The sequence below is a fragment of the uncultured Gemella sp. genome, assembly GCF_963525875.1.
Classification (GTDB): domain Bacteria; phylum Bacillota; class Bacilli; order Staphylococcales; family Gemellaceae; genus Gemella.
This window is the reverse complement of record NZ_CAURMG010000015.1, coordinates 1-23586: the sequence shown is the minus strand read 5'-3', so window position 1 is coordinate 23586 and position 23586 is coordinate 1. Positions and strand designations below refer to the sequence as shown.

Below are 23586 nucleotides of genomic sequence, written 5' to 3'. Positions count from 1 at the left end.
TATTAGATGGAAAAATTTTTTTAAATATGATAAAATAAAGTATTGAGAAATCAACGAGTAAATTTCTAATGAAAGAGATTAAAGGAGATTATATGATTAATAAATTAGGATGGAAAATTGGTGGAGAACAAGGTGAAGGTTTAGAAAGTACAGCCGAGATATTCTCTACAGTAATAAATACACTAGGCTATCACATGTATTCTACAAGAGACTTCGCAAGTAGAATTAAAGGTGGGCACAGTAATAGTAAGATTTGTATATCGGAAGATAAAATTAATGTTATTGATTACAAGACTGATATTCTTATAGCTTTTGACCAAGCTACACTGGACAGCTATATCCCAGAATTAGATGAAAATAGTATTATTATTGCGGATGCTAAAATTAAACCTGAAATTTCGGAAGAGATTAAAGGTTTAGTAGCGATATTCCCAATTACAGATTTAGCAAAAGAGATTGCTAATCCAATTATTAAAAACATTATTACACTTGGAATTTGTTCAGCATTATTAGATATTGATTCAAAAATATTCTATGATATGATTGAATCTAAATTTTCTAGTAAAGGTGAAGAAATTGTAAATACTAATATTCAAGCTTTTGATAAAGGTCGTGAAATTATGAGTGAATTCATGGCTGAGAATAATATAAATGATAAATATTATCTTAAAAAATTAAATCCAACTCATAAGAACATGTGGTTAATCGGTAACCATGCAGCAGGGCTAGGAGCGTTGGTTGCGGGATGCAGACTTTATGCAGGATATCCTATTACGCCGGCTACAGAGATAATGGAATATTTATTTGATAAACTTCCACTAGTAAATGGTGCTTATATTCAGACTGAAGATGAGATTGCAGCTCTAGGTGTTGCTATCGGAGCGAACTTCGCAGGTGTTCGTGCTATGACAGCTACTTCTGGACCTGGTATTTCGCTTATGACTGAGTTCTTAGGTATGGCAGCAATGGCAGAACAACCAGTTGTAATTGTAGATGTTCAAAGGGGTGGACCTTCTTCAGGTCTTCCAACTAAAACAGAACAATCTGATATTTTCCACGCTGTATATGGTGGAACAGGGGATGCTTCTCGTATTGTATTGGCTCCTACATCTGTGGAAGATTGTTTCTATACTATGATTGATGCATTTAATATGGCAGAAAAATACCAAACTCCAGTCATTGTTTTAATGGATTTACAATTAGGAATGAACAAAGAAACAGTTCCTAGTTTTGATTTTAGCAGGGTTCAAATTGATCGTGGAAACTTATTAAAACAAGAAGAAATTACTGAAGAAGATATTATCTATTTCAAACGTTATGCTACTGATGTACTAGTTTCTAATAGAACAATTCCTGGTCAAAAAGGTGGAATTCACAACGCAAATAGTTATGAACACTCTGTTGTAGGATTACCTTCAGAAGTTAAACGTAACACGGTACGTCAAAAAGAAAAACGTGCTAACAAGATTGAATCAGCATTAGTTGAAAGACCATTTATATTAAATGAGTATAATGATGAAAAAGATATTCTATTAGTAGGTGTTAACTCAACTTATGGAGTATTAAATAAAGCAGCTAAGCAACTAAAAGAACAAGGTATGAAGATTGATACTATGCAAATCCGTCAAATTTATCCGGTTGCTCAGTCTATTCGTGATACTTTTGATAAATATAGAAAAGTATATATTGTTGAACACAATCATAATAAGCAATTACGTACAGTAATCGCAAGTAAATATCACAATTCAGAAAAAATTGGAAGTTTACTAAAATATGATGGAGATATTTATTATACTCATCAACTTGTTGAACAATTACTAGAGGAGGAGAAATAATTTGAAAGTAACATTAAAAGATTATAAAAATGATGTTAAGCCCGATTGGTGTGCCGGTTGTGGAGACTTCTCGGTACTTGCGGGTATAAATAGAGCTGTTGTAAATCTAGGGATTAAACCTGAGAATGTTGTAATTTCTGCGGGAATTGGATGTTCTGGAAAGATTAGTGGATATACAAAAGCATATGGAGTACAAGGATTACATGGACGTTCACTTCCGGTAGCTCAAGGAATAAAACTAGCTAACCAAGATCTAACAGTTTTCGCTATGGGTGGAGATGGAGATGGATACGCCATTGGTATAGGGCATGCTGTTCACGCTATGAAACGTAATGTAAATATGACTTATGTAGTAATGGATAACCAACTTTATGCCTTAACTAAAGGTCAAATGTCGCCTAAATCTGATGAAGGTTTAATAACAACTACAACATTAGAAGGTGTAATGGAAAAACCATTATCAGCGATGAAAATTGCCTTATCATGTGAGGTTACTTTCCTAGCTCAAGCCTTTACTGGTGATATGAAAGAAATGATGCAAATTTTTGAAGAAGCTATCAATCATGACGGATTCTCATTAGTCAATGTATTTAGCCCATGTAAAACATATAACTACAAAAATACACCGGCTTGGTACAAAGAGAATTTAACAAAACTTTCTGATATTGAGGGTTATGATAATACTAATAAATTAGAAGCATACAGAGTATTAGAAGAGTACAATGACCTTGTAACAGGTGTAATTTATAAAAATGAGAAGAAGCCTCATTACGAAGATACTTTGCGTAACTATAAACGTGATGAACCAATTGCTCACCAAAACTTAGAATTTAGTGAAGAAATGTTTAACGCGTTATGTGATGAGTTCAGATAAGAGGTAAAATATGAAATTCATAAAAATACTAGTTCCATTAGTAGCAGCTTATGCTGGATATCGTATTTATCAAAAAACAGAAGAACAAGAATTGGATAATGATCACATAGATAGGTGTAGAAACAAATTAATAGCTTTAGGATATGATGTTATTGATAGTTATACGCTTAACTTAAAAGAAAATTCATATTTAATGTTCTATTTTGATAATGATAATATTAAGTACGAAGTTCGTTATAATAAAGAAAGTGAAACAATAGAGTACATAAAAGAGGTATAAGAAAATGAGTAAATCAATAGAAAGATTCAAAGAATTAACAATGTTAGATGGTACATCAGGATTTGAAAGTGAGATTTCAAGATATTTAGAAGAAAACCTATCTAAGTATGCTGATGAGATTAAATTCGATAATCTAGGTGGAATCTATGCTATTAAAAAATCTAAAAAAGAGAATGCTAAAACTGTCATGATAGCAGCTCATATGGATGAAGTAGGGTTTATAGTAACTAAGGTGTTACCGAATGGTATGCTTAAGTTTGAAACACTTGGTGGTTTCAGAGAAGATGTTCTTTTAGCTCAAACATATACAGTGACTTCATATGAAGGGAAAAAATTCACGGGTGTTATCGGTTCAATACCTAAACACTTCACTGCTGGAGTGGCTCAAAATGTAAAAATTAGTGACATGACTATCGATGTTGGTGCATCTTCGAGAGAAGAAGCGTTAGCGATGGGAATTCGTGAAGGTGCGTTTGTTACACCAAAAACAACATTTGAACAACTTACTGAAAATAGATTTATGAGTAAGGCAGTAGATAATCGTTACGGATGTGTAATTATTACAGAAATTCTAGAACAATTTGCTGATAAGGAACTAGACTTTAACTTGGTGGCTTGTGCTACAGTTCAAGAAGAGGTGGGTCTACGTGGTGCAACAGTTGCTGCTAATATGATTAAACCTGATGTATGTTTCGTTGTAGACTGTAGTCCAGCAAACGATATGGATGGAAAAGAAACAAGCAATGGACGCTTAGGAGAAGGATTCTTAGTAAGATTAGTTGATAGAACTATGGTACTTCGTGCTAATATGAGAGAAAAAATTGTAGCACTTGCAGAAGAAAATGGAATTAAATACCAATACTTCACTTCACCAGGTGGAACAGATGCGGGTAATATTCACCAAGCATTAAATGGTATTCCAACAACTGTAATTGGAATTTGTGCTCGTTATATCCATACTCATAATGCCGTATTTGATATACGTGACTATTATGCTGCAAAAGCAATTCTAGGGAAACTTATTGAAACTATCGATGATAAATTCATTGAAGATGTAAGAAAATAAAAAGAAAAATGAGGATAGAAGTTTTTTCTATCCTCATTTTTTTATCTTTTTCTCTTACTTCGACGAAATTGTTGAGGTTCTTCTTCATAATACCTATTGTTGTTATTTTCGTATACAGGTTCTAAAGGATCATAATCTTCTTCATATTGAACCTCATCATAATCTTCTTCGTAGTTATCATAGTATTCATCTTCCATATATTCTTCTTGTATTGTCGCATGAATTTTTACTATTATTCCGAATAAAATGCTATTTGCGATTAGAGAACTACCACCATAACTTATAAATGGCATACTAATACCGATAACTGGAATAATGCTCAGTGTTGAGAATATATTGATGAAAAATGAAAAGCAAAAGCTACAAACACTAAGAAGAATAAAGTAGTAGCTATAGTTACCTTGTTCACATTTTTTCATTATATTAAATAATCTCAGAACAAAGATGAAGAAGATAAATAAGAATATTGCTGCACCTATAAATCCAAAGTTCTTTGCGATTATAGAGAAAATAAAATCATTAAATTGTTCATCTATATAGTTTTTATTCTTAATAAATGTACCAGTTAATCCACCTAGTTTAATCTCTCTAAGTACTTGAGTAATTTGATAAGAATAATCTAACTTATATGCTTCAGGATTTAGCCATGATAGAATTCGATTTAGTTGATAAGATTTTAAACCAACCAAGCTAAGTAACCTCGGGAAGTATAAAGCAGCTAGAATAATAACTGCTAGTCCTGCTATAACTACTGAATAAATTCTAAATAACGTTTTACCTTTGTTACAAACTAAGAAGACTAATCCTAGGAATAAAAAGATGAAAAACAATCCATTTCCTAAGTCATTTTCTTTTAGGACTAGTATAAAAGGTATAGAAATTATTAAAGCTATTTTTAAAAGTTTAATTGTATCTGTGTTTTCTTTAAAACTCTTTTCTTTAATAAGCATACTAACCATTGCTACAGTAGCTATTTTACTAAATTCTGAAGGTTGTAAGGTAAATATTCTAAAGTTATACCAGCTACGAGCACCATTAACTATTGGAGCAAGAGTAGGTGGGACTAAAAATATACCGACCAAAAGAACTAGTGCAAGTAAATAGAAGAATATAGAAAATCGTTCTATATAATCTATTGGTATTTTTTGAAGTAAATATATTATTCCAAGACCAACAGCATAGAAAATAAATTGCTTAAGGAATAATGTAGGTGTTTTATTATTGTTATATTCAGCTAATAGTATAAATAGTAAACTAGAAAAGCTAAATATAAAATAAAATATCAATATTGATAAATTTGTTTTATTTTTTATGAAATTTAACATAAGTCAACTCCTTTGATGTAATTATACAATTTAACTAGTTATTCTTAAAAATAAATAGTTTATATGTATATTTACTGTTTATCAAGAATATTGTATTCTAAATTTATTTATGTTAGAAAAAAATATAAAAGAGAGAGCTGTTTGACACTGACTTTACTAATAATTTCTTAACTCACTACGTTTGTAGAAATTATAGTAGTCGTAGTATAAATTATTCGTAGTATTTTTCTTTAGTCTATGACTTTGAAAAATAAACGACTACCGTAATCCTTATTTAGAAGACATTCCATCCCTTAACTTCTCTCTCCAGCTTGATTATATCAAATAAAAATTTAATAATCAATTGACAGAGGAGTTTTTCTAAAAAAAGTATGAAGAATATAAATTATTCTGTTATCTATTTTTAGTTTTTGTATGTCTCATAATATAACATATTTATTGAGATTATAATTTAAAAAGTGGTATAATAAATTTTAGATATAAAAGAATAATACAATATAACGGAGTGTTTCTGATGATAAATAAAGAAGATCTATATAAATTAGATGAACTTTCTCCAGATGGTACATTTACAACCGGAGAAGATATACCAACACATTTTAATATAGGTAAGTTAAGGGAATACGTGAAAGAGAATAATATATCCCTAGATGATTTAACAGAAGAAGAAAAATATAAAATAATGAGCACTTTTTGATTTTAGTAAAGGAAGAAAGGTTATGTTACTTTTAAAACTGGTAAAAATTAATAATAATGTTGTTGTATATAATTATTTTCCAGAGAACACTGAAGATTATGGAACGATAGAGTTAGATTTACTTTCAAGAGAGGTTAGGTTAATTAAACGAGCAGATAAATACAAACAAACGATGTACTTAATGCATGCATACCAAGGATTATTGAGAATGTTAGATGAAAATGATTTTTCAGATAGAAGAGTAGTTGCTTGGTATTAGAAAACGTAAAAGAGAGGGAGTGACTCAAAAATCGTAATTTCGAAGAAATCGGGATTTTTTAGTCGCTCCCTTTTTAAGTTTCTGTTGTATATGATATTTGTAATATTTTTTCAGACATACAATAATTCCTTGTTTATTTTTCCTTATTTACAACTATGTTGTTATTGTATGTATTTTGTACTTAATTATATAATATTCTATTTATAGAAATTGATTTAAAAATACAGATACAAAAGCATTGTAATTCTAAAAATAATATATTATAATTGATTATAATACAAAAAAAAGAAAAAAATATACTAAGGAGTATAAAGGGATGTTAGAAGGAATAAAAAAATTACCAATAGAAATACAAAATAAAGATGCTATAGAAATCTTTAAGAAATTATCAAGTGTCAATAAAAAAATAGGAAAACTTGACACAATTTTAAGAAAATCGATAGTAAATAAGTCGATATTAAGTTTGCTAACACTTAATGAATCAGTTCAATCTACTAGAATTGAAGGGACACAAGTTACATTTTATGAAATCATGGAAAATAAAAGTAAAAAAAATAAATCTTGGCAACAAACTGAAGTCCTTAATTATCATAAAGCAATAGAACATGGAGTTAAATTGATAAAAAGTGGTGATGTAATTTCTACCAGAATGATTAAAGAATTACATGCTATTTTAATGGAAGATGCACGAGGAACGGTTTCAAATAAAGGGGAATTTAGAAAGATACAAAACTTTATTGGACCAGATAAAAAAATAGAAAATGCAGTTTATATTCCAATAAATGCAAATTTAATAAATGAATATATGACAAATTTAGAATATTTTATAAATGGAGAATATCATAGAGATTTCGATAAAAAAGTGGGTGAGGATAAAGAATTATTTGATCACCAAATAGATTCACTTCTTAGAATAGCGATAATGCATGCACAATTTGAATCTATTCATCCGTTTTTGGATGGGAATGGTAGATTAGGACGTATATTAATAGTTTTAATGGCGATAAAAGAAAAAATAATGGAAGCTCCGTTATTTTTCGTTAGTGAAGAGTTAGAAGTGGAAAGAATTAGATATTATAATACTTTAAATGAAACAAGAGGAGAAACGCCAAGTTGGATAAGTTGGATAATTTTCTTCTTGAATGCAAGTGAAAGAATGGCTAATAAAATTATAGAAAAAATAGAAACTGCAGAAACACTCGCATCTACAGGATTAAATAAATGTAAAACATCAGTTCAATCGGACGTGTGGTTAGCAACATTTAGAGAGCCAATAGCAACAGCAACTGATATAGCCGAGATAACAGGGTACCATAAACAAACGGTAAAAAAAGCGTTGGATTACCTTGTTGTTAATAATTTATTAGATAAGGATAAATCGTCTAGAAGAAATATAAAATATTATAACTATGATCTAATCAGAACTATAGGATAATACTAAAAATTTAAAAGACTAAGATTATTTTTATGGCTATAGCTATAGTAATATAATATGATTTTGTGAATAGGTAGTTATAAAGTTGTTCAATAAAATTACTTAATTGAAATATGATGGTGACTTAAAAATCATGATTTTTACGAAATCAAGATTTTTGGGTCACTCCCTTTTTTAAGTACGCTATTCGTAATATTTTTCTTCAGTCTTTGACTTTGAAAAATAAACGACTACCGCAATCCTTATTTAGAAGATATTACACTCCCTAACTACTCTTTCTAACTCGATTATATCAAATAAAAATCTAATAATTAATTATTAAAGGATTTATTTTAAAAAACTCGTGTTTTATGCTAAAATTATATATGTTATAAATATATGGAAGAAATAAAGAGAAAGGAACTTTTGAGATGAAATATACTCCAATGATAGAACAATATCTGAAGATAAAAAAAGATTATCAAGATACGTTTGTATTTTACCGTCTTGGTGATTTTTATGAGATGTTCTTTGAAGATGCGACTAGAGCATCAAAAATATTAGAAATAACCTTAACTGCTCGTGATGGGGGAGCTGAAAAAATTCCTATGTGTGGAGTTCCATTTCATTCATCAGCAACTTATATAGATACTTTAGTAAATAATGGATATAAAGTAGCGATATGCGAACAAGTTTCTGAACCTGGTCAAGGGAAAATCGTAGAGCGTAAGGTAGTTCAGGTAATTACACCAGGAACTTACATGAACTACAAAAACTATGATGAGAATAACTATTTAGGTAGTGCATATGTAAAGGATAATAATATTTACTTTGCATTTTGTGACATTATGACAGGAGATAGCCGTTGTACTGTACTTAAAACAATGGCTGATCTTCAAGATGAGATATTAAAAAATAATATTAAAGAAGTAATTAGCGTAAAAGATCAAGAGTTGGATATTAGTGCTTATATTACTGAAGTTGAATTACCTAATGATATTACAAAACAGAAAACAAGTAATATTACTGATATCAATCTTCGTGTAGCCTGTGATGTTCTTTTAGATTATATTGAAAAAACTCAAAATAAAGATATTTCAAGCCTTAAAGATTTTGAAGTATATTTTAAAGATAAGTTTGTTTATATGACGAACTACTCATTAAAAAACTTAGAAGTTACTCAGAACATGGCTAATGGTGGTAAAAAAGGTTCTCTTCTTAGTATTGTAGATAAAACTTCAACAGCTGCGGGTTCTAGAAAACTGAAAAAATGGTTAGAAAATCCATTGTTAGATCTTAAAGAAATTAAAAAACGTCAGGAAATTGTAGAAGATTTTACTAAACATTATTTTGAAAAAGCTGATGTGAAAACTAGTTTGAAAGAAGTATATGACCTTGAGAGAATTTCTACAAAAGTTTCTTATAATATTGTAAGTCCTAAGGAATTATTAAATCTGAAGAAAACATTAGCTCAAATACCAGAAATTAAGAAATTGTTATCAGGATTTGAATCTACTAAACTAAAAGATATCGCAGAGAATATTGATGAATTAACAGACTTATACGATTATCTTGAAGCAACAATCCATGAAGAAGCTGGGCAAACAGTTAAAGAGGGTAATGTAATTAAATTAGGCTTTAATGAAGAGTTAGATAGTTATAAGAATGCTAGTAAAAATGGTAATAGAATATTATTAGAAATCGAAGAACGTGAAAAAGAGAGAACTGGGGTTAAAAATCTAAAAGTTGGATACAATAAGATTTTTGGTTACTTTATCGAAGTGTCTAAAGTAGGGCTTAAAACTATAGATCCAATAGAACTAGGTTATCATAGGAAACAAACACTTTCTAACTGTGAGAGATTCGTATCTGAAGAACTGAAAAAAGTTGAAGAACATATCGTAAATTCTAAAACAAAAATCGAAGAATTAGAATTGCAATTATTCCAAGAAGTTAAGACGAAGATTCATAATTATATAGTAAGATTACAGAAAGTAGCGAATACTCTAAGTGATATTGATGTTTTCGTTTCATTATCTGATGTGGCAGAAGAATATGGGTATGTAAAACCTGAGTTTAATGATAATAATATTATCGATATCATTGATGGACGTCATCCAATTGTTGAGAGAAATGTGAGTGCTGATAGTTATATTAGTAATGATTGTAAAGTAGATAAAGATAATAATATCTTGCTTATTACAGGACCGAATATGTCTGGTAAATCTACTTATATGAGACAACTTGCTCTTATAGTGATTCTTGCGCAAATAGGCTCTTTCGTGCCAGCGACTTCTGCGAATTTACCGATTTTCGATAAAATATTTACGAGAATTGGTGCAAGTGATGATCTTGCTGGTGGGAAATCGACGTTTATGGTTGAGATGATTGAGGCGAAGAATGCTTTAGTCGAATCTACTGCAAATTCATTATTAATTTTTGATGAAATTGGTCGTGGTACATCGACATATGATGGTATTGCCTTAGCTCAATCGATATTAGAATACATTAATAATACTATTAAATGTAAAACATTATTCTCAACTCATTATCATGAGCTTACAAAATTAGAAAATATTACCCAGGGGATAAAGAATATTCATGTTTCTGCAAAAGAGGATCATGGAAAGCTAACTTTCTTATACAAAATCAATGAAGGCCCTATCGAGAAGAGTTATGGTATTCATGTTGCTAGGCTTGCCCATCTACCAGAAGATGTTATCGTAGGTGCTAATGAAATCTTAAGAGAATTAGAAAGTGGTAATAAAGGTAGTGAGGATTTTGTTGATAATGCTAGATATAATAAAGTATTATTAAGTGATGCTTCAGCGCAAGAGTCTGAAGAAAAATTAAGAGAAAAAATACGTCAAGAACTGGAAAAAGAATATAGCAGCAAAGTAGTTAAAGAAGATGTTGTAAAAACAGACGTAGAGTCTCTAAGATTACAACTTCGTACTGAGTTAGAAAAAGAATTTAAAGAAGAATTAGAAAAGAATATTAGAAAACAATTAAAAGCCGAAGAAAAGTCGGGAAAAAATTATGCGAAATTACAATTGGATTTTGATGGTGATAATGAGAAATTCGATGAAATCAAAAAGCAATTAGAGAGTGTAAACTTCTTAGAGACAACACCAATGCAGGCTTTCAATCTTCTTTATGAATTACAACGAAAAATAAGTGAGGATGTGAAATAAATTAAATGGGAAAAATAAATATATTATCTGCAGAATTATCAAATAAAATAGCAGCAGGAGAAGTTGTCGAAAGACCTTCTTCTGTTGTTAAAGAGCTTGTAGAAAACTCTATCGATGCAGGAAGTACTAGTATCAAAGTTATAATTAAAGAATTTGGTATTCAACAAATTAGAATTATTGATAATGGTAGTGGTATTTCTAATGATGATTTGGTACGTGCATTTTTACGTCACGCGACTAGTAAAATAAGTGCTGACTATGATTTATTTCACATAGAAACACTAGGTTTTAGAGGTGAGGCATTAGCGAGTATTTCCTCTGTGAGTAAAGTAGTAATTAAGAGTTGTGCAGGAGAAGCACAAGGGAAGATGCTAGTTCTTGAAGGTGGAAAAGTAGTTTCAGAGGAATATTACGCTCCTATAAAAGGGACGGATTTAAGTGTAGAGAATTTATTTTATAATACACCAGCAAGGTTGAAATATCTGCGTAATCCACATACGGAACAAGCTAATATTACTAATATTATTCATAAGTTTGCTCTGTCTTATCCTAATGTGGCTTTTGAGTTGCATGTAGACGGGAAAATCACATTTAAAACATATGGCGATGGGGATGTTCATAAGATTTTATCTAAAATCTATAATATGGGTGTCGCTAGAAATATGATAGATTTTAGTGGAAGTAACGATGATTACAAAGTATTTGGTTATATTTCTGTTCCTGAAGAGACAAGAGCTAGTAAGAATTATATAAATATTTTTATCAATGGTCGTTATATTAAAAATTATGGAATTCAAAATGCTATAATCGATGCGTATGGCACGCTTTTAATGATAAATAGGTATCCATTATGTGTAATTAATATCGAGATGGATCCAATTTTATTAGACGTTAACGTGCATCCAACTAAGCAAGAAGTCAGATTATCGAAAGAAGCGGAGTTAATTCGTCTAATCAAAGAAGTTATCGCTGAAAGATTAAGTAATTATACATATATTCCACAAGGAATGAATAATGTTCTTACGAAAAAAGAAAAAGCGAAAATCGAAAAAATAAATTTCTTAGATGAACTTGATAATAAGTTTGGAGATGTAGAAGATAACGCTATTTTTTCAGAAGAGAAAAAAGAACCTGAAGCAAATTTTGAAGTTGAACTTAGTTTCTCTGATACTCAAGAAGAATCTGTGAGTCATATAATTCAAGAAGATAAATTTCTTTTTGGAGGCGATTTGTTAACTAATTCTGCTGAAGAAAAAACACCAGTACAAAGTAAAGAAAACACGTATGTTCAAAGAAATAAAACTCAGAGAATTAAGAGTGACTTACCGGATTTATCTTACAGTTCACATTCTCGTGATAATAGAAATAAGTTTGGTGATAAACCAACTAAAAAAGAAATAGAAAACTTTATGAATTTCTCTAAAAAAGAAGATAACGTGAGTTATGATGATAGCCCTGAAGAAGTAGTTTCTAATGTAGTAAAAGATGATAGTCACTTTAATGAAATCAAAGATGTGAAAATTGTTCAAGATGATGATAATACAAAAGTTAGAACTTTACCAGATTTAAAAGTGTTGGCACAAATCTTTAAAACTTATATCCTATCAGAGGCTGATAACAAGCTATTCCTTATAGATCAGCACGCAGCTGCAGAAAGATATAATTATGAGAAATTACAACGCGAATTTATAGAAAGAAAGAATTATAAAAAACAGATGTTAATCCCACTTATGTTTGATTTTTCTGTAGAGGAAGCGGCTGAAGTTCGTAATAATTTAGAAAAATTCGAGGAACTTGGTATTGTTTTTGAGGAATTTGGAGATAATTCTTATGTTGTTCGTGAATTTCCTGGTTGGATAGAAGAAGACGAAGAGCAAATGATTAAAATTATTGTAGAGAAGGTTCTTAGAAACAATAATATAACTTTCAACGAATTAAGAAATGATGCAATTGCGATGGCGAGTTGTAAAATGTCTATAAAAGCGAATCAAGTACTTACTGATGTAGAGATGAATAAGGTTATAAGTGATCTTTATGAATGTAAGAATCCATTTACGTGTCCGCATGGTCGTCCGATAATTACAAAAATGGAGAAAAAAGATTTAGAAAAAATGTTTAAGCGTATAGTGTAGGAGGTAAGATGGAAAAAATACCTTTAATAGCGATAGTAGGACCTACTGCAGTTGGGAAAACTGCACTTAGTATTGAACTTGCAAAAGAGTTCAATTGTGAAATAATCTCCATAGATAGTGTTCAAATTTATAAAAAGTTTGATATAGGTTCTGCAAAGGTGAAAAAAGAAGAGACAGATGGAGTAGTTCATCATTTAATAGACGAACTAGAGCCTACTGATACTTGTTCTGTCTATGATTTTCAAAAACTAGCACGTAAGAAAATTGAAGAGATACATGGTCGAGGAAAGATGCCTTTATTAATCGGCGGAACTGGTTTTTATATGAATGCTGTTCTAAATAATTATGAGTTTACTGATTTAGAGGAGAAAACTTATGACATTGATGTAGATATGGCAAGAGAATATCTAAAAGAGAATTATCCAGATACATATAATGTGATTGATATAGAAAATCACCGTCGCGTAATCAATGCATACAATTATGTAATGAATGAAAAGAAAAGTGTAACAACAAACAACAATGGGGATACTGTTCTTGATTGTTATAATCCATTTTTAATAGTTCTTAATACCGATAGAGAAGTTCTATATAATCGTATTAATAAGCGAGTCGAATTGATGTTTGAAGAAGGGCTTGAACAAGAAGTTAAAGGGATTATAGAAGAGTATGGTCCTGAACTGCAAGCTCTAGGTGCAATAGGATATAAGGAGATGATTCCGTATCTTAATGGTAATGTTTCTAAAGAAGATACTATTGCAGCTATTTCTCAAAATTCACGCCGTTATGCTAAACGTCAGTTAACATGGTTTAGAAACAAAATGGATGGAACGTGGTATGATACTGCTAATGAGGAACTATTGGCAGATGTAGTTAGTGATATCAAGGGGAAATTTAATTGGGAGTGACTCAAAAATCCTAAAATTTAACAAAGTTCATATAAGAATTCATAGACGCAGTGGTTTATTGATATCTAAATACGCTTTATAAAAGCTTTTTAGATATCTAATAAACTGTGTGGGGATGACTCAACATTGAATCATAATTTTTGAGTCACTCCCTTTTTAAAAAATTATAACAAATAAATTTATTATATAATAGATTGAACTCTAGTTGTGAGAAGATATATTATGAAATTTTAAAATATTTCAAGAGTATTTCTGATTTAACTAGAGTTTTTGTTCATTATATGCTAAACTAGTAATACTGAAGATTCTCATGAAGTAGGAGGAGAAGATGAATTCATTTAAGTATCTTAAGCCGAAGTTGTTTAGTGTAATGAAAAATTATACGAAGGAACAATGTTTAAAAGATATTATAGCAGGTTTAATAGTAGCTGTTATAGCATTACCTTTGTCGATTGCTTTGGCGATTGCATCTGGAGTTAATCCGGAACAAGGTCTTTATACTGCGATTATAGCAGGTTTTTTTATTTCATTTTTAGGTGGGAGTAGGGTTCAGATTGGTGGGCCTACTGCAGCGTTTGTCGTTATTATTTATGGAATTATAGCTGAACATGGGATTGCAGGACTGACTGTTGCAACACTGATGGCAGGAGTTATGCTAATCCTAATGGGGATATTTCACTTTGGTGATTTGATTAAATTTATCCCCAAAACAATTACTATAGGATTTACGTTAGGTATTGCAATGGGAATAGTAGTAGGTCAAATTAAAGATTTTTTAGGATTAAGTATGGGAGCAGTTCCTGCTGAATTTGTTGGAAAGATAGTTGCGTATAGTCATAACATAAAAAGTATAAGTTTTATAACTTTAGCAATAGGGATTCTAGCAATATTAATCCAAGTATTCTGGCATAAAGTATCTAAAAAAATACCAGGTTCTTTAATAGCAATTATAGTTACAACACTCTTAGTAGCTATTTTCAAATTGCCAGTTAAAACTATTGGTGATCTATATACGATTAAAGCAGGGCTTCCTAGCTTTGCAATGCCTACAATTTCATTTTCACTAATCAGAGAGATGATTTTACCGGCATTTACAATCGCAATATTGGCAGCTATAGAATCATTATTATCTGCTGTAGTATCTGATGGTATGACAGGAAGTAAGCATAAATCTAATGCTGAGTTAGTAGCTCAAGGTGTAGGAAACTTTATGTCTGCACTTTTTGGAGGAATACCTGCTACAGGTGCTATTGCTAGAACAGCAGCTAACGTAAAAAATGGTGGTAGAACGCCAGTAGCTGGAATGGTACACGCATTTACTTTATTACTAATACTATTATTTTTAATGCCATATGCATCGTATATACCTATGAGTTGCCTAGCAGCTATTTTAATAATCGTAGGGTATAACATGAGTGGATGGCGTACTTGTGTACGTATGGTGAAAACTGCACCGAAGAGTGATATCGCAGTGTTAGTTATTACATTCTTGCTAACGTTATTCTTCGATTTAGTTATTGCGATAGAGTTCGGTATGGTATTAGCAGCATTCTTATTCTTAAAACGTATGTCAGATATTGCAGAAGTAAGGCAATGGACTTATAAAGGTTCATCTGATGATGATAAATTATCTGAGGAAGTTGATTTAAAATATGTTCCTAAAAATACTATTGTTTATGAAATTTTTGGAGCATTATTCTTCGGAGCAGCTAACGTATTTACTAACTTTGAACATGGAGAAGGAAAAAATGTTCTGATTATAAGAATGCGTAATGTTCCTGTTATGGATATTTCAGGATTAGAAGTGCTTGAAGAAATATTAGAAACATGTAAAAAACGTGGGCTAACACTAATATTATCGCACGTAAATGAACAGCCTTATCATGTTATGGAAAAAGCAGGGTTTATTGAAAAAATAGGCAAAGAAAATCTATGTGAAAATATCAATGCATCATTAGAAAGAGCAGAGAAGTTAGGGGAAACACAAGGAGTATAGAAATAAAAGAATTTTACTGAGTGTATTTAGTATGAGAGTATTTTTTTCTATGCATAAAATAATTAAAATATGTTAAGTGTAAAATGATATTTTAAGTAAATTTTAATTATAATTTTAATTTCATATAAGGTTTACCATATATAATATAGTCATACCAAACTTAATAATTTTTTTTAAAATATTAGGGGCTGATAGTTTTATCAGCCTCTTTCTCCATTTCTAAGGCTGCTTAGTTTTGAATCAGTATAGTGCATGGTAAAAAATTAATTTATAACAATTTTTTATGTCTAGTTATATATATGTGGGTAGTTTTTTGTACAGATAGAATAGTATAATAAATTTAAATGGAGGTTAATATTATGAATTTAGAAATTTTATTAGAAGTATTTTCATTGATATTCTGTATTTTTTATTTGATTATATTTGGAATATCTAGAGAGACGATTAAAAAAGAGAAAGTACTTTTAGAAAAGTTATCGGATGAAGAAATACAGAGTATAAGGAAGAAGAATAGTAACTCGGGAATATTTTTGATGGTGAATTTTGTGTCAGCAATTTTATGTTGTATCTATCTAGTTCTTTCAATAGTAAATAAAGGACTATTAATAGGTTTCTTTGGGGAGACACTAAATAAAGTGATAAATTCAATTGTTATTGTTATTATATTATTGCCACACTTATTGGAGCGTATTAATGTTATTCGTCGTTATAATAAGGTGAAACAAAAAATAGGGAACGAATAGGATATAATAAATTCTAAGACAATTAGTAAAATGTTTACTGATTGTCTTTTTTTATTGAGATGAATAAGTATATATCATGATTGTCACATAATAAATAAAGAGTTAAATTTATAGTTTACTTTATTAAAGAATTATTATATTTTTTAATAAATAAATTCTTAAGACATTAAAATTTATTATTATTTTTATCTAGAGAATAATAGATTAATTAAAGTATTTTTAAAGTATAATTAGTATAATGTATAATTGGAAACGTAGGTAAATGGGATAAAATGTTTATAAATTGCTGTTTATCATGTATTACTTTAGTTATAGAATTGTTTTTATTTATCTTTAAGAAATAATAAGAAAGGAGAAAAGTAAGTGATAGGAAAAAACAATAAGTATTTGAGGAATACGAAAAGTGGAGTAAAAGTAGAAACTTACTCTATAAAAAAGTTCAAAGTTGGTGCAGCTTCGGTTATTATAGGAGCTAGTATCTTCTTTGGTGCAGCCGGGGTAGCTAATGCTGCGGAAGTATCTGGGGACAAAACAGAAAATATAGTTATTGAGAAAGTAACTAGTTCAACTGATGAAAAAACAGATGCTAACTCAACATTAAATAATAATACTGATGCCAACAAACAAGTAGAGAAAAAAGTATTAGATAAAAAAACATTACAAACTAATATTGAAAAAGTAGAGGAACTGTTAGAAAAAATCAATAAAGATAAAGCAGCTGCTTCTACACTAGAAACTATAAAAATAGATTTAGAAAATGCGAAAGAAATACTTAATAGTGCTGATGCTGAGTTAACACAAGCTGAAGTTGATGCGCTAGCTAAAAAACTTAGTGAGAAAATCTTTGTATTATCTTCAATGCCGAAGGCTAATACTTCTGAGAAAGTAGTAAAAGAAGGAGAAAATACAATTGCTAACACTGGAACTCGTGATTCACGTAATGGTCAAAGTATGGATGAAGGTACTCAATTCAGAGCAGATAGTCATAATCCAACAGGAGAAACATTAACAGTTCCGTATAACCATAACATTACGGATGATGAAGTGAAGGCAAAGGTACGAAACTTTGGTCCAGGAACTTTAAAGGTACAAAGCAAGCCTTCAACAAATACATCAGGTAATGTAGGGAATGCAGTAGTAATCGTAACTTATCCAGATAAATCAACCAAAGAAGTACCAGTAAGTGTAACAGTTATTAACCAAAATAAGGATGATTACACACCGAAGTATGATGGTGGCAGTGGGAAACCAGGAGCTAAAATAGAAATTTCATTGAAAGAAGAAAATGGAAAAGATATCCCAGAAGGAACAACGTACACAAGCTTAACACCAGAAGAAATCACAGTAGATGCCAAAGGAAAAGTAACAGTAACAGTTCCTTCAGATAAAAACCCAAGAGATAAAGTAACGGGAAAAGTTTTTGTACGTTATCCAGATAAATCAACAGAAGAAGTACCAGTAAGTGTAACAGTCATCAATCAAGATAAGGATGACTATACACCACAGTACAATGATGGAAGTGGAAAGCCAGGAGCAACAGTAGATATCTCGGTAACTGAAGCAACTGGAAAAATAATCCCAGAAGGAACAACGTACACAAGCTTAACACCAGAAGAAATCACAGTAGACGACCAAGGAAAGATAACTGTAACAATTCCTTCAGATAAGAATCCTGGAGATAAAGTAACAGGTAAAGTCTTTGTACGTTATCCAGATAAATCAACAGAAGAAGTGCCAGTAAGTGTAACAGTCCTTAGCCGCGATAGAGATGATTACACACCAAAGTATGATGATAGCAATGGAAAATCAGGAACTAGTGTAGAAATTCCTTTAACTGAAGCAACTGGAAAAACAATTCCAGCAGGAACAACATACACAAGCTTAACACCAGATGAAATCACAGTAGATAACAAAGGAAAAGTAACCGTAGTAGTTCCTTCGGATAAGAATCCAGGAGATAAAGTAACAGGAAAAGTTTTTGTACGATATCCAGATAGGTCAACGGACGAAGTACTAGTAAATGTAACAGTAGTTAACCGTGATAAAGACGATTACACACCGAAGTATGATGACGGTGGCGGGAAACCAGGAACTAGTGTAGAAATTCCAGTCGAAGACGAAAAAGAAAAAGTACCCGAACCAATTCCAGTCGAAGTACCAGTCGAGGTAACGGTAACACCTAAGAAACCAGATGGGTCAACATATCCACCAGGAACTAAGGTAGAAATTCCAGGTAAAGAATCAGTCGAAGTAACAGTCGAAGTACCAGACAAAGACTATGGATTAGTTGACAATAAACCAATAGTACATGTTGAGCGTGAGAAAGTTATTTACACACCGTACTATGAAGAAGGTCGTGGAAAACCAGGTTTATCAGTAGAGATTCCAGTAAGTGAAGCGAGAGGAAGAACAATTCCATCAAACACCGTATTTAAAAGTGATCAACCAGGAATCACAGTAGATTCCAAAGGAAAAGTGACTGTAACAATTCCAGCGGATAAGAATCCGGGAGACAAAGTAACAGGTACGATTACCGTAACCTATCCAGATGGAACAATAGACGAAGCACCAGTAAGTGTAATAGTCGTCAACCTAGATAAAGATTATTACACACTGAAGTATCCTGATGGTAAAGGGGAGCCAGGAGCTAGAGTAGAGATTCCAGTAAGTGAAGCGAATGGAAAAACAATTCCAGAAGGTACAACTTATACAAGTTTAACACCAGGGGAAATCACAGTAGACAACCAAGGAAAAGTAACGGTAACAATTCCAGCGGATAAGAATCCAGGTGATAAAGTAACAGGAAAAGTTCTAGTAAGATATCCAGACAGGTCAGAAGAAGAAGTGCCAGTAAGTGTAACAGTAATTATTCTTGATAAAAATAATTATACACCGAAGTATGAAGAAGGTCGTGGAAAACCAGGTGCAACAGTAGAGATTCCGTTAAGTGAAGCGAATGGAAAAAAAATTCCAGCAAGAACAACTTATAAAAGTCTAACACCTGAGGGTATCTTATTATATAGCAGTGGAAGAGTAATTGTAAGAATTCCAGAGGAAAAGAAACCAGGAGATGAAGTAACAGGAAAGGTTCTAGTAAGATATCCAGACGGATCAGAAGAAGAAGTACCGGTAAGAGTAATAGTTATTAGCCCTGATAAAGATGATTATACACCGAAGTATGATGAGGGTCGTGGGAAACCAGGAGCATCAGTAGAGATTCCAGTAAGTGAAGTGAATGGGAAAAAAATTCCAGCAAGAACAACTTACACAAGTGGAACACCAGGCATCATCACAGTAGATAAAACTACAGGAAAAGTAACAGTAAGAATCCCAACGGAAAAGAACCCAGGAGATATAGTAACAGGTAATATTACAGTAACCTATCCAGATAATTCAACAGACAATGTAGAAGTAAGTGTAACAGTACTCAATCGTGATAGAGATGATTACACACCACAGTACAATGGTGGTAGTGGAAAACCAGGAGCATCAGTAGAGATTCCAGTAAGTGAAGCAAATGGAAAAACAATTCCAGCAAATACAACATACGTAAGCGATCAACCAGGAGTAATCAAAGTAGATGCCAAAGGAAAAGTAACCGTAACAATCCCAAGGGAAAAGAACCCAGGAGATAAAATCACAGGAAAAGTAACGGTAACATATCCAGATGGTTCAAAAGAAGACGTCCCAGTAAGTGTAACAGTACTCAATAGAGATAAAGATGATTATACACCAAAGTATGAAGGTCGTGGAAAACCAAGAGCTAGAGTAGAAATTCCAGTTAGTGAAGAAAATGGAAAAATAATTCCAGCAGGAACAACTTACACAAGCTTAACACCAGAAGTTGTGACAGTAGACGACCAAGGAAAAGTGACAGTAACAATCCCAGCGAATAAGAAACCAGGAGAGGAAATAACAGGAAAAGTTCTAGTAAGATATCCAGATGAATCATCAGAAGAAGCACCAGTAATAGTCACAGTAGTAGACCGTGATAAAGGCGATTATACACCGAAGTATGATGATGGTACTGGAAAACCAGGAGCTAGAGTAGAAATTCCACTGAAAGAAGAAAATAAAAAAGATATTCCAGCAGGAACAATATTCACAAGCTTAACACCAGAGGAAATCACAGTAGATGACCAAGGAAAAGTAACAGTAACAATTCCTTCAGATAAGAACACAGGAGATAAAGTAACAGGGAAAGTCTTTGTACGTTATCCAGATAATTCGGTAGAAGAAGTACCAGTAAGTGTCACAGTCCTTAACCGAGATAAAGACATCTACACACCACAGTACAATGATAGAAGTGGAAAACCAGGGGCATCAGTAGAAATTCCACTGAAAGAAGAAAATGGAAAAGATATTCCAGTAGGAACAATTTATACAAGTTTAACACCAGGGGAAATCATAGTAGACAACCAAGGAAAATTAACGGTAGCAATTCCTTCAGATAAGAACCCAGGCGATAAAGTAACAGGTAGAATTTTTGTACGTTATCCAGATAAATCAGCAGAAGAAGTACCAGTAAGTGTAACAGTAGTCAACCGCGATAAAGATATCTATACACCAAATTATGATGATGGAAGTGGGAAACCAGGAACGACAGTAGACATTCCAGTAAGTGAAGCAAACGGAAAAATAATCCCAGCAGGAACAACGTACACAAGCTTAACACCAGGGAAAATTACAGTAGACGACCAAGGAAAAGTAACAGTAACAATTCCAGAGAATAAGAACCCAGGAGATAAAGTAACAGGTAGAATCTTTGTACGTTATCCAGATAAATCAGCAGAAGAAGTATCCGTAACAGTTACAGTAATTAATGTTGCTAAAAGTGGTGGTAGACCAATAGTAGAAGTACCAGTGGTGACAACACCAGCGAAGATTGGAACTTCTGCAAACGGAGAATTACCAAATCCAATCGATTTACCAAAACTTATCATTACTAAGTGGGTAGATGAAGAAGGAAATGAGTTAAGACCTAAAGATGCTAAAACTCCATCTAAATTAGGAGAACCTAATGAAGTGTATGAACATGGTACAATACCAGGATATGAATATGTGAGAACAGAGATTAATACTGATGGAGATGTTGTAACACACATCTTTAGAAAAATTGCTTTAGGTAGAATTGATGGTAATGATGGCAAACAAATAGAAGATAATACTAAAGATACGACAATGAACAAATCTACAAAACGATTAGCAAATACTGGCGAATCTGAAACAAATACAGTTTTAGCAGGATTAGGATTAGCTATGTTAGGAAATCTTCTAGCTGTTGTCAAAAGACGTAGAGAAGATGAAAAATAAAATACATAGAATATAATCTTAAATTTTTCTACAATAAATAAATATTGAATGAGGGGTCCTAGAGTAGTAAAGATACTTAATAGGGCTTCTTTTCATTTTGTAAAAATGAGGCTGACTCAAAAGTCTTAAATTTTAAAAAAAAGTGTATATTATAACTTATAGACGTAGTGTTTTGTTGATATCTGAATTAACTTTATAAAATCTTTTTAGATGTCTAACAAACTTTGCGGGAGTGACTCAATAAAATCGATTTCTTTGAAATTGTAATTTTTGAGTCACTCCCTATTTTATTAATTTGAATAGGTGTATAATATGGTTGTCATATAGTAAATAGAGTGTTAAATTTATAGTTTATATTATTATAGATTTAGTAAATTTTTTAATAAAAGAATTTTTTTAAGAAGGTAAAATTTTGTTTTATTTTTTACTAGTATATTTATCACGCATATATATATATATATATATAGTAATATGAAAGATGTTGTGATATAATATTATAATACAAGTACAAATTAATTATTATTTTTATCTGTTTTCATTTAGAGAATAATAGGTTAATTAAAGTACATTTAAAGTATAAATAGTATAATATATAATTAGTAACATAGGTAGATAGGGTGAAGTGTTTATAAATGGCTATTTATCATGTATAACTATAGTTGTAGAATTGTTTTTATTTATCTTTAAGAAACAAAAAGAGGAAGGAGAAACGTAAGTGATAGGAAAAAACAATAAGTATTTAAAGGATACAAAAAGTGGAGTAAAAGTAGAAACCTACTCTATTAAAAAGTTCAAAGTTGGTGCAGCTTCGGTTGTTATAGGAGCTAGTATCTTCTTTGGTGCTGGTATAGCTAATGCGGGAGAAGTACCAGGTGAAAAGATAGAAAAAGATACTAGTGTTGAGAAAGTAAATAGTTCAAATGATGGAAAGACAGATGTTCTAAATAATAATATCTCAACAGAAAAAGAAGTTGTAAAACCTGCTAAAAAGGAGGAAGTGTCAATTGATGCTACTTCAACAGTAAATAACAATGCTAATACTGATAAAAAAGTAGAGGAAAAGGTATTAGATAAAGCGAAATTACAAACTAATATTGAAAAAGTAGAAGAACTGCTAGAAAAAATCAATAAAGACAAAGCAGCTGCATCTACATTAGCAGCTATTAAAATAGATTTAGAAAATGCTAAAAATATACTTAATAGTACTAGTGCTGAGCTAACACAAGCCGAAATTGATGCAATAGCTAAAAAACTAAGCGAGAAAATCTTTGTATTATCTTCAATGCCGAAGGCTAATACTCCTGAAAAAGTAATAAAAGAAGGAGAAAATACAATTACTAATACTGGATCTCGTGATCCACGTAATGGAAATAAAATTGAAGAGGGGACTAATGTTAGAGCAGCTTCAATTTCTTCAACATGGGATTCAGGTGATAACTTATTAATTTATCAACGTCACCGTGCAAGTGATGGAGGTAGAGTCGTAAGAAATGGATTAAGAGAATATACAGAAAATAAAGTAGATATGTTCGCTAAAACGACAACAATTG

The 23586-nt window shown here is 31.3% G+C and carries 15 protein-coding genes; 14 read left to right on the top strand and 1 reads right to left on the bottom strand.

Annotation, left to right across the window (positions count from 1 at the left end):
- The first annotated feature begins 92 nt into the window (after window positions 1-92).
- Genes RWQ73_RS04220 through RWQ73_RS04205 form a run of 4 tightly spaced genes read left to right on the top strand, consistent with a single transcriptional unit; the run spans window position 93 to window position 4055 of the window.
- Window positions 93-1835 (top strand): 2-oxoacid:acceptor oxidoreductase subunit alpha, encoded by a 1743-nt coding sequence (locus RWQ73_RS04220; protein ID WP_314406816.1) that lies wholly within the window; start codon window positions 93-95, stop codon window positions 1833-1835.
- Between the two features lies 1 nt (window position 1836).
- Window positions 1837-2709 (top strand): 2-oxoacid:ferredoxin oxidoreductase subunit beta, encoded by an 873-nt coding sequence (locus tag RWQ73_RS04215; protein WP_314406815.1) that lies wholly within the window; start codon window positions 1837-1839, stop codon window positions 2707-2709.
- Window positions 2710-2719: 10 nt separating this feature from the next.
- Window positions 2720-2989: a hypothetical protein gene (locus RWQ73_RS04210; protein WP_314406814.1), complete on the top strand. Its 270-nt coding sequence runs from the start codon at window positions 2720-2722 to the stop codon at window positions 2987-2989.
- A 4-nt stretch (window positions 2990-2993) separates the two neighbouring features.
- On the top strand, window positions 2994-4055 hold the full coding sequence (locus RWQ73_RS04205) for a M42 family metallopeptidase (RefSeq protein WP_314406813.1): 1062 nt from the start codon (window positions 2994-2996) through the stop codon (window positions 4053-4055).
- A 41-nt stretch (window positions 4056-4096) separates the two neighbouring features.
- Here the strand turns inward: RWQ73_RS04205 and RWQ73_RS04200 are convergent, their stop codons facing one another.
- Window positions 4097-5380 (bottom strand): FtsW/RodA/SpoVE family cell cycle protein, encoded by a 1284-nt coding sequence (locus RWQ73_RS04200; protein WP_314406812.1) that lies wholly within the window; start codon window positions 5378-5380, stop codon window positions 4097-4099.
- Between the two features lie 514 nt (window positions 5381-5894).
- On the opposite strand from RWQ73_RS04200, the gene RWQ73_RS04195 reads away from it, so the two are divergent.
- From RWQ73_RS04195 to RWQ73_RS04150, 10 genes are all read left to right on the top strand, one after another.
- Window positions 5895-6077: a hypothetical protein gene (locus RWQ73_RS04195; protein WP_314406811.1), complete on the top strand. Its 183-nt coding sequence runs from the start codon at window positions 5895-5897 to the stop codon at window positions 6075-6077.
- Between the two features lie 22 nt (window positions 6078-6099).
- Window positions 6100-6336 (top strand): hypothetical protein, encoded by a 237-nt coding sequence (locus tag RWQ73_RS04190; protein ID WP_314406810.1) that lies wholly within the window; start codon window positions 6100-6102, stop codon window positions 6334-6336.
- A 316-nt stretch (window positions 6337-6652) separates the two neighbouring features.
- Window positions 6653-7771, top strand: a complete 1119-nt coding sequence (locus RWQ73_RS04185; protein ID WP_314406809.1) for a Fic family protein — start codon at window positions 6653-6655, stop codon at window positions 7769-7771.
- A gap of 410 nt (window positions 7772-8181) precedes the next feature.
- Window positions 8182-10944: a DNA mismatch repair protein MutS gene (mutS, locus tag RWQ73_RS04180; RefSeq protein ID WP_314406808.1), complete on the top strand. Its 2763-nt coding sequence runs from the start codon at window positions 8182-8184 to the stop codon at window positions 10942-10944.
- 5 nt (window positions 10945-10949) lie between these two features.
- Window positions 10950-13076 (top strand): DNA mismatch repair endonuclease MutL, encoded by a 2127-nt coding sequence (mutL, locus tag RWQ73_RS04175; protein WP_314406807.1) that lies wholly within the window; start codon window positions 10950-10952, stop codon window positions 13074-13076.
- An 8-nt stretch (window positions 13077-13084) separates the two neighbouring features.
- A complete protein-coding gene (gene miaA / locus RWQ73_RS04170) occupies window positions 13085-13984 on the top strand; it encodes a tRNA (adenosine(37)-N6)-dimethylallyltransferase MiaA (protein WP_314406806.1) in 900 nt (299 codons plus the stop codon).
- 328 nt (window positions 13985-14312) lie between these two features.
- Window positions 14313-15980: a SulP family inorganic anion transporter gene (locus tag RWQ73_RS04165; RefSeq protein ID WP_314406805.1), complete on the top strand. Its 1668-nt coding sequence runs from the start codon at window positions 14313-14315 to the stop codon at window positions 15978-15980.
- Between the two features lie 359 nt (window positions 15981-16339).
- Window positions 16340-16723, top strand: a complete 384-nt coding sequence (locus RWQ73_RS04160) for a hypothetical protein (protein ID WP_314406804.1) — start codon at window positions 16340-16342, stop codon at window positions 16721-16723.
- A 363-nt stretch (window positions 16724-17086) separates the two neighbouring features.
- Entirely contained in the window at window positions 17087-22036 is a 4950-nt protein-coding gene (locus RWQ73_RS04155; RefSeq protein ID WP_314406803.1) for a YPDG domain-containing protein, read from the top strand.
- A 715-nt stretch (window positions 22037-22751) separates the two neighbouring features.
- A partial coding sequence (locus tag RWQ73_RS04150) for a YSIRK-type signal peptide-containing protein (protein WP_314406802.1) occupies window positions 22752-23586 on the top strand: 835 nt, incomplete at its 3' end.